This window comes from Methylobacterium sp. WSM2598, from assembly GCF_000379105.1.
Lineage (GTDB): Bacteria > Pseudomonadota > Alphaproteobacteria > Rhizobiales > Beijerinckiaceae > Methylobacterium.
On sequence record NZ_KB900609.1, the window covers coordinates 5,625,832 to 5,638,918 of the forward strand.

General features: G+C 72.9%; 12 protein-coding genes. 7 read left to right on the top strand and 5 right to left on the bottom strand.

The window, feature by feature from the left end; translation table 11 throughout:
* The first annotated feature begins 14 nt into the window (after window positions 1–14).
* The 4 genes from pimC (at window position 15) to MET2598_RS0126460 (ending at window position 4,787) form a co-directional block, all read left to right on the top strand.
* A complete protein-coding gene (gene pimC, locus MET2598_RS0126445) occupies window positions 15–1,217 on the top strand; it encodes a pimeloyl-CoA dehydrogenase large subunit (protein ID WP_012330223.1) in 1,203 nt (400 codons plus the stop codon).
* A 140-nt stretch (window positions 1,218–1,357) separates the two neighbouring features.
* Window positions 1,358–2,506 carry an acyl-CoA dehydrogenase family protein gene (locus MET2598_RS0126450; RefSeq protein ID WP_018262916.1) on the top strand — a complete coding sequence of 383 codons (1,149 nt, stop codon included), beginning with the start codon at window positions 1,358–1,360 and terminating at the stop codon, window positions 2,504–2,506.
* A 109-nt stretch (window positions 2,507–2,615) separates the two neighbouring features.
* Window positions 2,616–3,725 (top strand): CobW family GTP-binding protein, encoded by a 1,110-nt coding sequence (locus MET2598_RS0126455; RefSeq protein ID WP_018262917.1) that lies wholly within the window; start codon window positions 2,616–2,618, stop codon window positions 3,723–3,725.
* Between the two features lie 126 nt (window positions 3,726–3,851).
* Complete coding sequence (locus MET2598_RS0126460) at window positions 3,852–4,787, top strand: hypothetical protein (RefSeq protein WP_018262918.1); 936 nt, start codon at window positions 3,852–3,854, stop codon at window positions 4,785–4,787.
* An 85-nt stretch (window positions 4,788–4,872) separates the two neighbouring features.
* On the opposite strand, the gene MET2598_RS0126465 is transcribed toward MET2598_RS0126460, so the two are convergent.
* The 5 genes from MET2598_RS0126465 to MET2598_RS0126485 form a co-directional block, all read right to left on the bottom strand.
* Window positions 4,873–5,193, bottom strand: a complete 321-nt coding sequence (locus MET2598_RS0126465; protein WP_012330219.1) for an HPr family phosphocarrier protein — start codon at window positions 5,191–5,193, stop codon at window positions 4,873–4,875.
* Window positions 5,194–5,278: 85 nt separating this feature from the next.
* Window positions 5,279–5,680 (bottom strand): PTS sugar transporter subunit IIA, encoded by a 402-nt coding sequence (locus tag MET2598_RS0126470; protein ID WP_012330218.1) that lies wholly within the window; start codon window positions 5,678–5,680, stop codon window positions 5,279–5,281.
* Window positions 5,681–5,769: 89 nt separating this feature from the next.
* The gene (locus MET2598_RS37385; protein ID WP_236728816.1) at window positions 5,770–6,174 is read right to left on the bottom strand and encodes an HPr kinase/phosphorylase; all 405 of its coding nucleotides are present in this window, start codon (window positions 6,172–6,174) and stop codon (window positions 5,770–5,772) included.
* Window positions 6,175–6,227: 53 nt separating this feature from the next.
* On the bottom strand, window positions 6,228–8,021 hold the full coding sequence (locus MET2598_RS0126480; RefSeq protein WP_012330217.1) for a sensor histidine kinase: 1,794 nt from the start codon (window positions 8,019–8,021) through the stop codon (window positions 6,228–6,230).
* Between the two features lie 37 nt (window positions 8,022–8,058).
* On the bottom strand, window positions 8,059–8,775 hold the full coding sequence (locus MET2598_RS0126485) for a response regulator transcription factor (protein WP_012330216.1): 717 nt from the start codon (window positions 8,773–8,775) through the stop codon (window positions 8,059–8,061).
* 298 nt (window positions 8,776–9,073) lie between these two features.
* On the opposite strand from MET2598_RS0126485, the gene MET2598_RS0126490 reads away from it, so the two are divergent.
* From MET2598_RS0126490 to MET2598_RS0126500, 3 genes are all read left to right on the top strand, one after another.
* On the top strand, window positions 9,074–9,856 hold the full coding sequence (locus MET2598_RS0126490) for a HugZ family pyridoxamine 5'-phosphate oxidase (RefSeq protein WP_018262922.1): 783 nt from the start codon (window positions 9,074–9,076) through the stop codon (window positions 9,854–9,856).
* A gap of 223 nt (window positions 9,857–10,079) precedes the next feature.
* The gene (locus MET2598_RS0126495; RefSeq protein WP_012330214.1) at window positions 10,080–11,690 is read left to right on the top strand and encodes a phosphoenolpyruvate carboxykinase; all 1,611 of its coding nucleotides are present in this window, start codon (window positions 10,080–10,082) and stop codon (window positions 11,688–11,690) included.
* Window positions 11,691–11,798: 108 nt separating this feature from the next.
* Window positions 11,799–12,893 (top strand): NAD(P)/FAD-dependent oxidoreductase, encoded by a 1,095-nt coding sequence (locus MET2598_RS0126500; protein ID WP_012330213.1) that lies wholly within the window; start codon window positions 11,799–11,801, stop codon window positions 12,891–12,893.
* Window positions 12,894–13,087 lie beyond the last annotated feature (194 nt).

The window sequence follows — 13,087 nt, forward strand, 5'->3', positions numbered from 1 at the left end:
ATCGGGAGGCTGACATGGACCTTCGTTTCACGCCCGAGGAGCGGGCCTTCCGCCAGGAGGTCCGCCGCTTCTTCGAGGAGAACCTGCCCGCCGAGATCCGCCAGAAGCTGATCGACGGGCACCATCCCTCGAAGCAGGACATCGTCACCTGGCAGCGCATCCTCAACGCCAAGGGCTGGGCGGTGCCGAACTGGCCGGTCGAGTGGGGCGGCACCGGATGGGACCCGGTGCGCCAGTACATCTTCCTCGACGAGTTGCAGAGCTTCCCGGCCCCCTCGCCGCTGCAATTCGGCGTCTACATGGTCGGGCCGGTGATCGCGCAGTTCGGCTCCGAGGCGCAGAAGCGCCACTTCCTGCCCCGCATCGCCAACCTCGACGATTGGTGGTGCCAGGGTTTCTCGGAACCCGGCGCCGGCTCGGACCTCGCCTCGCTCAAGACCCGGGCCGTGCGGGACGGCGACCACTACGTGGTCAACGGCCAGAAGACCTGGACCACGCTGGCCCAGCACGCCGACTGGATCTTCTGCCTGGTGCGCACCGACACGGCCGCGAAGAAGCAGGAGGGCATCACCTTCCTGCTCATCGACATGCGCACGCCCGGCATCACCGTGCGGCCGATCCAGACCCTCGACGGCGGCCGCGAGGTCAACGAGGTCTTCTTCGACGACGTGCGGGTGCCGGTCGAGAACCGGGTCGGCCAGGAGAACAGGGGCTGGGACTACGCCAAGTTCCTGCTCGGCAACGAGCGCACCAACATCGCGCGGGTCGGCGTCTCCAAGCAGCGCATCCGGCGCCTCAGGGAACTGGCGGCCCTGGAGCGGGTCGGCGACGCGCCGCTGATCGAGGATCCGCGCTTCCGCGAGAAGCTGGCGGCCCTCGAGATCGAGCTCAAGGCCCTGGAGATGACGCAGCTGCGGGTCGTGGCCGCCGAGCGCACCCGCGAGAAGGGCAAGCCCGACCCGGCCTCCTCGATCCTCAAGATCAAGGGCTCGGAGATCCAGCAGGCCACCACGGAACTCCTCCTCGACGTGGTCGGCCCCTACGCCCTGCCGTACCTGCCCGAGGACGAGGACCAGGGCCACAACGAGCCGCCGATCGGCCCCGACTACGCGGGCCCGGCCGCGCCGACCTACTTCAACTGGCGCAAGATCTCGATCTACGGCGGTTCGAACGAGATCCAGAAGAACATCATCGCCAAGGCGATCCTGGGCCTCTAGATCGGCGCCCGATCGCGCCGCGATCGGGCGCTGGTCCAGGTCCTTGGTTTTGCCGCGTTTTCTTCGACGAACCGGCATCCACTTCGTCAGGAAATGCTCTCGCGGGCCCGCGCGGCCTGGAATTCGGGGAAGAGACGTCGATGGATTTCGATCTCAGCGAGGAGCAGAGCCTCCTCAAGGACAGCGTCGAGCGGCTCCTCGCCGACCGCTACGATTTCGAGGCCCGCACGCGCCACGGCCGCCACCCGGAGGGGTTCTCGCCCGAGATGTGGCGGTCCTACGCGGAGCAGGGCCTGCTCGCCGTGCCCTTCGCGGAGGAGGACGGGGGCATCGGCGGCGGGCCGGTCGAGACCATGATCGTCATGGAGGCCTTCGGCCGCGCCCTGGTCCTCGAACCCTACCTCGCCACCGTGGTCCTGGCGGGCGGGCTGATGCGCCGCGCGGCCTCGGCGGCGCAGCGGGCCGAGTGGCTTCCGGGCCTGATCGGCGGCGAGACCCGCTACGCCTTCGCGCATCACGAGCGGCAGGCGCGCTACGACCTCCACGACGTCGGCCTGAGCGCGCGCCGGGACGGGGCGGGCTACGTCCTGGAGGGCGACAAGTCCCTGGTGCTGCACGGCGACAGCGCCGACCGGCTGATCGTCTCGGCCCGCACCGCCGGCTCCCGCCGCGACCGGGGCGGGATCGGGCTGTTCCTGGTCGATGCCAGGGCCGAGGGCGTCTCCCGCCGCGGCTACCCGACCCAGGACGGGCAGCGGGCGGCCGAGATCTCGCTCTCCTCGGTCAAGGTCGGGCCGGAGGCGGTGCTGGGCGCCCCGGAGGACGCGCTGCCGGCGATCGAGCGGGTGGTCGAGGAGGCGATCGCGGCGCTCTGCGCCGAGGCGGTGGGCGCCATGGACCGGATGCACGCGCTCACCGTCGAGTACCTCAAGACCCGCAAGCAGTTCGGCACGCCCATCGGGTCGTTCCAGGTGCTGCAGCACCGGGCGGCCGACATGTTCATCGCCCTCGAACAGGCCCGCTCGATGGCCTTCCTCGCCACCATGATGGCCGGGGAGGAGGATGCGGCGGAGCGCGCGCGGGCGCTCTCGGGCGCCAAGGTGCAGATCGGCCGCTCGGGCCGCATCGTCGGCCAGGGCGCGGTGCAGCTCCACGGCGGCGTCGGCGTCACCATGGAGTACAGCGTCGGCCACTTCTTCAAGCGCGTGACGATGATCGACGCCCTGTTCGGGGATGCCGACCACCACCTCGCCCGGGTGGCCGCGATGGGGGGGCTGATCGCGGCCTGAGCCCCGCGAGGCCGCGGGACCCGGGGGGCGGCAACGCCCGCGGAGGGGTTGGATTCCCGGGCCCCGTGGGGGAGAAGGGCGGTGTCCCCGCCCCTTCGAGTCCCTCCCGATGCCCGATCCATCCCGCCGGCCGGCCCCGATCCCGCTCACGGTCCTCACCGGCTTCCTCGGCGCCGGCAAGACGACGCTGCTGAACCGGCTGCTACGCGACCCGGCGCTGGCCGACACGGTCGTCATCGTCAACGAGTTCGGCGAGGTCGGGCTCGACCACCTGCTGATCGAGACCGTCGACGAGGGCATGATCCTGCTCGGCGCCGGCTGCCTCTGCTGCAGCGTGCGGGGCGACCTCATCGCCACGCTGGAGGACCTGCTGCGCAAGCGCGACAACGGGCGCATCCAGCCCTTCCGCCGCGTGATCATCGAGACGACCGGTCTCGCCGACCCGGCGCCGATCCTGCACGGGCTCCTCTACCACCCCTACCTGGCCCTGCGCTTCGCCCTCCAGGCCGTCGTCACGGTCGTGGACGCGGTCAACGGCGCGGGCACGCTCGACGCGCATCCCGAGGCCCTGCGCCAGGCCGCCGTGGCCGACCGCCTCGTCCTGACCAAGACGGATCTCCCGGGCGGGGAGGCGGCGGCGCTGCGGGCGCGCCTCGCCGCCCTCAACCCGGCCGCCCCGGTGCTCGGGCCCGACGCGCCGGCCGAGGCGCTGCTCGGCGGCCTGTTCGGCACCGACGGCAAGATCGCGGACGTCGCGGCCTGGCTCGGCGCCGAGGCGGTCGCGGCCGCGGAGGCGCGCCACCACCACGCCCAGCATCACGGCCACCACCACCACGACGTGAACCGGCACGACGCCGCGATCCGGGCCTTCAGCCTGGTCAGCCCGGAGCCGGTGCCGCGGGCGGCCTTCGAGATGTTCCTCGACCTCCTGCGCTCCGGCCAGGGGGCCAAGCTCCTGCGCCTCAAGGGGCTCGTCGGCCTCGCCGAGGATCCCGGCCGCCCCGTCGTCGTGCACGGGGTGCAGCACGTCGTCCACGCGCCGGCCACCCTCGACGCGTGGCCGGGGCCGGACCGCACCTCGCGGCTCGTCCTGATCCTGCGCGACGGCGACCCGGCCTTCGTGCGCCGCCTGTGGGACGCCTTCCTCGGCCGCCCGGCCCCGGACGCGCCGGACGCCGCCGCCCTCACGGCCAACCCCCTGGCGATCCCGGGCGGCTGAGGGCGCCCCCGCCCGGAATGGTTCTTGATCGGTAAACGGGGCGCGGCCGCCTCGGCCGCGGATCCGTCCCGATCCGGGACGATCGGGCCACCCGATCCGGAGCGGTCGGGCCAAAGGGGGGCAGGCATGACGACGACACCCTTCTCGGTGATCCAGGGCGGAATCCGGGAGGAGGGGCGCTGGAGCGCCGAATTGCGGCACCCGGCGAGCCTGCGCGAGGCCGAGGTCGCCGCCTGGCGGGCGCTCCTGCCCCGGGCCCTGTCGCCGGGCTTCGCCGGCGACCCCGACTTCGTGCTCACGCTGGCCCAGCACCTCGCGGAGGGGCGCCGCCTCGCCCTGCTCCTCGTCTGGCAGCACGGGGACGGAATGCCCGTCCTGCGCGGCGTGCTGCCGCTGCAGCTGCCGGCGGGGCTGCGCCCGGGCCGGACGGCGCAGCTCTGGGTCCTGCCGCTCGCCGAGGGGGCGGCGCCGGTCGTGGACGCCCGCGAGACCGCCGCAATCCTGCGCGCGGCCCTCGACCACCTCGCGGGGGCGGGCTCGCGCGTCGGCACCCTGCGCCTGCCCGGGCTGCTCCCGGCCGGCCGCCTGATCGCGGCGCTGCGGGAGGTCGCCGCCGCGAGCGGTCGCCCCCTGACGGTCGCCTCCCGGCCGGCCCCCGGCCCGGCGGCCGGACCCCTGCCGACCCTGCCGCGGGGGCGCACCTCGCTCGAGCGGGTGCGCGCGCCCCGTCAGCTGCGCGACGCGGTCGAGCATTTCCTGGTGCTGGAGGGGGCGCGGCCCGGCCCCAACCTCCTGCACGACGCGGACGCGGCGACGGCCCTGCGGGTCGTCACCCGGCGCTTCGCCCAGCGCCGCGCCTGCGGGGTCGACCTCGTGCGGCGGGACGGCGCCGTGGTGGCGGCCGCGATCCGGCTCGGCCCGGCCGGGCAGGACCGGATCTGGCGCGAGGCCGGCTGCGCGCTCGCGCCGGCGCGCGAGCGGCCGGGCGTGATGCTGCTCGACGCCGCGGTGAGCGTCGCGCCGGCCCGGCGCGCGGCGGACGGGGAGCGCCGCTCGGCCTGAGGGAGCGGGGCGCGCAGAGGAGCGCGGGCCGTCGCGCCGCGCGCACCGCGGGGAGGACGGGCGCGCGGCGCGACGGCCCCGCCCCCTACTCGTCCTCTCCGAACCGGTTGGCCAGGAGCGCCGCGATCGCCTCCAGGCAGGCATCCTGGTCGGGGCCGAGAGCGGTCACGAAGATGCTGGTTCCCTGCGCGGCCCCGAGAGTCAGGAGGCCCATGATCGAGCGCCCGCCCACCGTCTCGCCGGCGCGCGTCACCGTCACCTCGGATTCGAAGCGCTCCACCGCCTGGACGAACTTGGCGGAGGCGCGGGCATGCAGGCCGCGGCGGTTGATGATCGGCAATTCCCGCGCCGTCGCGCCCTCAGGCACCGCCGGAGCGTCCCATCCACCCGCATCGTCGTCGTTCATCGGAGATCGGATCCTGCTGGAGCCGGTTGCGATGGCGTCGGCGGCCGTCCGGCTCTCGTCGTGGCGAAAACGGGGAGGGCGAGCGCTATTTCCCGGCGAGGACCCGGGAGGCCACGTTGATGTATTTGCGGCCCGCCTCCTGCGCGTGCAGGACGGCCTCGCCGAGGCTCTCCTCGTCGCGGACGCTCGCGAGCTTGATCAGCATCGGCAGATTGATGCCGGCCACCACCTCCACCGAGCCGCCGTTCATGCACGAGAGCGCGAGGTTCGACGGCGTACCCCCGAACATGTCGGTGAGGACCACCACGCCCTCGCCCGTGTTCACCCGGCAGACCGCCGACATGATGTCCTTGCGCCGGACCTCCATGTCGTCCTCGGGGCCGATCGTGATGGTTTCGAGCTGCTCCTGCGGACCCACGACATGCTCCAGCGCGGCCTTGAACTCCGTCGCGAGCAAACCGTGGGTGACGAGCACCATTCCAATCATCGACACGAGTTCCGACGCCCCATACAGAGCCGAGCCGCCATTTTGTGCAGCGCAAGGGCGAGCGCAAGAGCAACGAGGCGGAATCCGCATCACTCCGTCATCATGATGCCACGAGGGCGGCGCCAGCGCCACAACACGGTGCTCGTCCGGGAGGGGTCCCGGGGAAGGATCATGCGGGGGAGGGAGACCCCCAGGAGAGTCGTTTTCTCCGCCCCCGCCTCGGGCATCCGCGGGGCCGTCTCGGCGAGGTCCAGGACGAGCCGCACAACCGCCGAAGGCAGCGTGTTCTCAAGGGTTTGAAGGCCCACGCCGCGGATCTCGACGAGCCCCGCCAGGGCCGGGTGCGGCCGCGCCACCAGGCGGCCGTGGCAGGCCTCCACGATCACCCTGTCGTCGCCCACCAGGGCAGCGTGCAGGCCGCACTGGGAACCGCCCGCCAGGAGGTCGCGCGCCAGGGTCGTTTTGCCGCTCCCGGCCGGCCCCCGAATCAGCACGCCCGATTCGCCGAGCACCACGCAGGTGGCGTGGAGCGTGACCGGCCCGGCGCTCAGCGGTGCAGCCCCGGGATGCGCACCACGAAGCGGGCGCCGAGCAGGCAGGGCTCGCCGTCCTCGCCCGGCGGCCCGAGCCGGTTCTCGGCCCGGATCGTGCCGCGATGGGCCTGCACGATCTGGCGCGAGATCGACAGGCCGAGGCCGGAATTCTGGCCGAAGCCCTGCTCGGGCCGGTCGGTGTAGAAGCGCTCGAAGATGCGCTCGAGGGCGTGGGGCGGGATGCCCGGCCCGTCATCCTCCACCGTGAGCTCGATCGTGTTGCGCAGGCGGCGCAGGTTCACCCGCACGGTCGCGCCCTTGGGCGAGAAGGAGCGGGCATTGTCGAGCAGGTTGTTCACCACCTGGCCGAGCCGGCTGTCGTGCCCGATGATCGCGAAGGGGTCCTCGATGCCGGCCGGCGGCGCCTCCACCGTGAAGGTGATGGCGGCGTCCCGCGGCCGGCGCCGCTCGTTGGCCACCGAGGTCACGGTGGTGAGGAGCTTCTTCAGGTCGACCCGCGCGGCCTCGGCCCGGGCGAGCTCCGCGTCGAGGCGCGAGGCGTCCGAGATGTCGCTGATCAGCCGGTCGAGGCGCTTCACGTCGTGCTGGATGATCTGCATCAGCCGCCCGCGCGACTCGTCGGTCTTGGCCAGCGGCAGCGTCTCGACGGCGCTGCGCAGGGAGGTGAGCGGGTTCTTGAGCTCGTGCGAGACGTCGGCCGCGAAGTTCTCGATCGCGTCCAGGCGGCGGTAGAGCGCCTGGGTCATGTCGCGCAGGGCCCGGGAGAGGTGGCCGATCTCGTCCGAGCGGGTCGTGAAGTCGGGGATCTCCTGGCGCGACCTGATCCCGAGCCGCACCCGCTCGGCCGCCTCCGACAGGCGGCTCACCGGCCCGACGATCTGGCCGGCGACCAGGAGCGAGAGCACCACCATCACGAGCGCCGCGATCAGGAACACCTGCAGCAGGGCGAAGCGCTCGGAGGCGATGATCTTGTCGATGTCGCCCTCCTGGGTCGAGAGCAGCAGGGCGCCGCGCACCGTGCGGGCGCGCATGATCGGCACCGCGACCGACACGATGGTCTCGCCGTGGGCGTTGCGGCGCACCAGCGTGCCCCGGCTCCCGGCCAGCGCCCGCTGCACCTCGGGCAGGCTGCGCCCGTCCGAGGGCCCGGTATCCTCCGGCCCCGGCTCGCGGTGCGGGAAGGGCAGGTGCTGGCGCAGGCCGTCCCAGGCCCGCTCCATCAGGCTCGGGCGCTCCTTGCGCACCGGCACCTCGCCCCGGGCGAGGTCGCCCCGCACGTAGAGGGCGCGCGAATCGATCAGGTTCGACCCGTCGCGGTCGTAGACCCGCGCGCGGGTGCCGGTCGGGGTGATCAGCCGGCGCAGCAGCGGCGCCACCCGCTCCGGGTTGAGGGAGAATTCGAGGGCCGAGACCGGCTCCTCCGCCCCGGCGCCCGGATCGCCCGCCTGGAGCTGCAGCAGGCGGTCGGGGTCGATGCTGATCGCGTCCGTGTCGACCGTGGCGGAGGCCGCGATCGCCCCCGCGATGATGTCGCCCTGGGTCAGCAGGCTCTTCACCCGCGCCTCGATCAGGCCCTGGCGGAACTGGTTGAGGTAGAGGAAGCCGACCAGCAGGGCGATCAGCCCCGCGAGGTTGAGCACGACGATGCGCCGGGTCAGGCTGGAGGAGGCGCGCTGGGCGATCCAGCGGCCGACCAGCCGCAGGGAGAGGGGCTCCCGCGGCGCCTCCGCGTCGGGATCTGCCTCGCTGCCTGTTCCGGGCGCACCGGCCCCGAGGAGGCGCCGCATGGCGCCGAGTGCGGAACCGCTGCTCACGTGCCGGGTCTCAAGCTTCCTTGAAGCGGTAGCCGACGCCGTAGAGCGTCTCGATCATGTCGAAGTTGGTGTCGACCACCTTGAACTTCTTGCGCAGCCGCTTGATGTGGCTGTCGATGGTGCGGTCGTCGACGTAGACTTGGTCGTCGTAGGCGGCGTCCATGAGGGCGTTGCGGCTCTTCACGACGCCCGGGCGCTGGGCCAGGGCCTGCAGGATCAGGAACTCGGTGACCGTCAGGGTCACGGGCTCGCCCTTCCAGGTGCAGGTGTGCCGCTCGGGATCCATCATCAGCTGGCCGCGCTCCAGCGAGCGGGCGGCGGCGGCCTCGGCCTCGCGGGCGGCGGCGGCCGGGCCGGCCTCCTTGGCGGCGAAGCGGCGCAGCACCGCCTTCACCCGCTCGACCAGCAGGCGCTGCGAGAACGGCTTCCGGATGAAGTCGTCGGCGCCCATCTTGAGGCCGAAGAGCTCGTCGATCTCCTCGTCCTTCGAGGTCAGGAAGATCACCGGCAGGTCCGACTTCTGACGCAGGCGACGCAGCAGCTCCATCCCGTCCATGCGCGGCATCTTGATGTCGAAGATCGCGAGATCCGGCGGCGAGTGCTTGAGCCCGTCGAGGGCCGAGGCGCCGTCCGTGTAGGTCTGGATGCGGTACCCCTCGGTTTCGAGCGCGATCGACACGGAGGTGAGGATGTTGCGGTCGTCGTCGACGAGGGCGATGGTCGGCATGGTCATTCCCTGGGACGAGGATGGCGTCGTGCGACAGGATCGCAGGATCCTCCTGAACGCCACCCGACTTCGCGCCGGTGCGGATCCGGCCTGAGACGCGGGCCGCCGGCTGTCTGCCACAAAGCGCTGGACAGTGACAACCGGGCCACGGTTTCGACACCCTTAGGCCCAAAGCGATCAAAAAGCGAGCACCCGGGGCGGCGGCGGCGCGCGGCCCCGCCGCACCCGCGACGCGAGGCGCGATGGACGGGCGCGCCCGCCCCGGCCAGGGTGGCGCGAGACGCGGGAGTTGGACGCCATGGCGGAGAGCGACAGACAACCGGCAGCCCCCTTCGCGGCCGCCCAGGCGCCGTTCGACGCGGTCGGCCTCGCCAAGGACCTGCTGCGCAGCACCCGGTCGGGGGCCCTCGCCACGCTCGATCGCGGCGACGGATCGCCCTTCGCGTCGCTCGTCACGGTGGCGACCGACCTCGACGGCGCGCCCCTGATGCTGCTCTCGCGCCTCTCGGCCCACACGCTCAACCTAGAGGCCGAGCCGCGCTGCTCGCTCCTGCTCAGCCCGGGCGGCAAGGGCGACCCGCTCGCCCATCCGCGCCTCGCCGTGGCCGGGCGCGCCGCCCGCAGCGACGACCCGCGGGTGCGCGCCCGCTTCCTCGCCCGCCACCCGAAGGCGAAGCTCTACGCCGACTTCCCGGACTTCGCCTTCTTCCGGCTGGAGCCGGCGGCCGGGCACCTGAACGGCGGCTTCGCCAAGGCCGCGACCCTGAGCGCGGCCGAACTCCTCACCGACCTCGCCGGGATGGAGGGCCTCGCCGCGAGCGAGGCCGGGGCGGCCGCCCACATGAACGACGACCATGCCGACGCGCTCGCCCTCTACGCGACGCATTTCGCGGGGGCGGAGCCCGGCCCCTGGCGCCTCACCGGGCTCGATCCCGAGGGGCTCGACCTCCTGGCCGCGGACCGGACCGCCCGCGTGACCTTCCCGCGCCGCCTTCGCGACCCCGGAACCCTGCGGCAGGTCCTGGTCGAGATGGCCGCCGAGGCCCGCCGGGAACGGCCGGCGGTCCCGGGCGGCGAATGACAAAACTTGTGGCCTGTTACACCGCTGCGGCGCGTTGGCAATTGAACCGCGAAGTTTCGCCACCTACTAACGGCCCTCACCTGGTCACACGCACCGCGTGAGCGGCGCGGACCCGGCCGGGTGCGGCGGTCGCCACGTCCAGACCTTGCGGCGTCCGACGGAACGAGGGCATCGGCCCGTGCCGGGTGGACCCCCGCCCCGGACGGCGCCAGGAGGAACACTCGTGAGCGACATCGGCGTATACAACGCGGCGTTCGGTCCGGATCGGGCCGGCCTGCGCAACCTCAAGCGCGTCTTCTGGAACCTGGAGGCCCCGAGCCTCTACGAACAGGCGCTGCAGCGGGGCGAGGCCCAGCTCGCGGCGGGGGGCGCGCTGGTGGCCGAGACCGGCATCCACACCGGCCGGTCCCCGAAGGACAAGTTCGTCGTCCGGGATTCCGGGACCGAGGATCAGGTCTGGTGGGACAACAACGGCGCGATCACGGCCGAGCAGTTCGACCGCCTGCACGCGGACTTCGTCGCGCACGCGGAGGGCAAGGACCTCTTCGCGCAGGATCTCTACGGGGGAGCGGAGCCGGCCTACCGGGTGCGGGCGCGCGTCTACACCGAGTATGCGTGGCACTCCCTGTTCATCCGCAACCTGCTGATCCGGCCGGAGCGCGACGCGCTCGGCGCCTACGAGCCCGACCTGACCATCATCGACCTGCCGAGCTTCAAGGCCGACCCGGCCCGCCACGGGGTCCGCTCCGAGACGGTCATCGCCTGCGACTTCACCCGCAAGATCGTGCTGATCGGCGGCTCGTCCTACGCGGGCGAGATGAAGAAGTCGGTCTTCACCTACCTCAACTACATTCTGCCGAAGGCCGGCGTGATGCCGATGCACTGCTCGGCGAACGTGGGCGCGCAGGGCGACTCGGCCCTGTTCTTCGGCCTGTCCGGCACCGGCAAGACCACCCTGTCGAACGACCCGGCCCGGGTGCTGCTGGGCGACGACGAGCACGGCTGGGGCCCGAAGGGCATCTTCAACTTCGAGGGCGGCTGCTACGCCAAGACCATCCGCCTGTCGCGAGAGGCCGAGCCCGAGATCTACGCCACGACCGAGCGCTTCGGCACCGTGATGGAGAACGTGGTCATCGACCCGGTCACCCGGCTGCCGGATTTCGACGACGCCTCGAAGACCGAGAACACGCGCTGCGCCTATCCGCTGCCGTTCATCCCGAACGCGAGCGCGACGGGCCGGGCGGGGCACCCGAAGAACATCGTCATGCTGACCTGCGACGCCTTCGGGGTGCTGCCCCCGATCGCCAAGCTCACCGGCGCCGAGGCGATGTACCACTTCCTGTCGGGCTACACCGCCAAGGTGGCGGGCACCGAGAAGGGGCTGAAGGGGCCCGAGGCGACCTTCTCGACCTGCTTCGGCGCGCCCTTCATGCCGCGCCACCCGAGCGTCTACGGCAACCTGCTGCGCGACCTGATCGCCCGCCACCACGTCGATTGCTGGCTCGTCAACACGGGCTGGACCGGCGGGGGCGTGGGCACCGGGCGGCGCATGCCGATCCGGGTGACGCGCCGGCTGCTGACCGCCGCCCTCGACGGCTCGCTCGCCAAGGCCGATTACCGCCGCGACCCCTATTTCGGCTTCGCGGTGCCGACCTCGGTGCCGGGCGTCGAGCCGCACATCCTCTACCCGGTCAAGACCTGGGCGGACAAGGCGGCCTTCGCCGAGACGGCCAAGCGGCTGGTCGAGATGTTCCAGGCCAACTTCAAGCGCTTCGAGGCCCACGTCGACGCCGACGTGCGCGCCGCCGAGCCGACCATGTCGATCGCGGCGTGAGGGGCGGGCGGGGCCCGGCGGGGCTCCGCCGAGCGTGACGAACGGGGCGCGGCGGTCTCCTCGCGGGGGCGCCGCGCCACGCAACAGCCGCGCGGGGGGATGTGAGACATGCTGGTCCTCGTCATCGGCGCGGGCGTCGTGGGGCTCGCCTGCGGACGCGCCCTCGCCCTGCGCGGCCACGAGGTCATCGTGGCGGAGGCCGAGGCCCAGATCGGCACCGGGGTGTCCTCGCGCAATTCCGAGGTGATCCACGGCGGCATGTACTACCCGTCCGGGTCGCTGCGGGCGCGCCACTGCGTCGAGGGCCGCCGCCGCCTCTACGCCTTCTGCGCCAGCCACGGCGTGCCGCATGCCAGGACCGGCAAGCTCATCGTCGCGGCGACCGAGCCCGAGCGCGCCAAGATCGCGGCGATCCACGCCCAGGGGCTGGCGAACGGGGTCGAGGGGCTCGCGCTCATCGACGGCGCCGAGGCGCGGCGCCTCGAACCCAACCTCGCCTGCGTGGCGGCGCTGCTGTCGCCGGAGACCGGCATCGTCGACAGCCACGCGCTGATGCTCGCGCTCCAGGGCGACCTGGAGGCCCATGGCGGCGCGCTCGCCTTCCGCACGCCCGTCGAGCGGCTGATCCGCGACGGCGGCGGCTGGGTCGCGCTCTACGGCGGCGAGGCGCCGGGCGAGCTGCGGGTCGACGCGGTGGTGAGCGCGACGAGCTTCGGCGCGCAGGCGCTGGCCCGCGCCACCGAGGGCTACCCGGAGGCGCGGGTGCCCCGCCTCGTCCTCGCCAAGGGCAACTACTTCGGCTGCCTCGGCCGCCCGGCCTTCACGCGGCTGATCTACCCCGCCCCGGTCGAGGGCGGGCTCGGCATCCACCTGACCCTCGACCTCGCCGGGCGCACGCGCTTCGGGCCGGACGTCGAGTGGATCGACCGGCCCGATTACGAGGTCGATCCGGCCCGCGGCGCCCTGTTCTACGCGGCGATCCGGCGCTACTGGCCGGACCTGCCCGAGGGCGCCCTGTTCCCCGACTACGCGGGCATCCGCCCGAAACTGTCGGGGCCGGGCCAGCCGGCGATGGATTTCGTGATCGACGGGCCGGCCGAGCACGGCCTGCCGGGCCTCGTGCAGATGTTCGGCATCGAGAGTCCGGGCCTGACCTCCAGCCTGTCCCTCGCCGAGGACGTGGCGGACCGGCTCGGCGCCTGAGGGGAGGCGGCCCGAAGCCGGCCCGATGCCGGGGACCGCGTGCGGCCCGCCGCCGGCTCGACACTGGAACGGCGTGCGGCCCGCCGCCGGCTCGACACTGGGACGGCGTGCGGCCCGCCGCCGTCTTGGCGCACGCATCCCCCGCTGCTATCTCCCGTCCGCCTTCCCGATTTACGCCGTGCGCCACGCCCTTC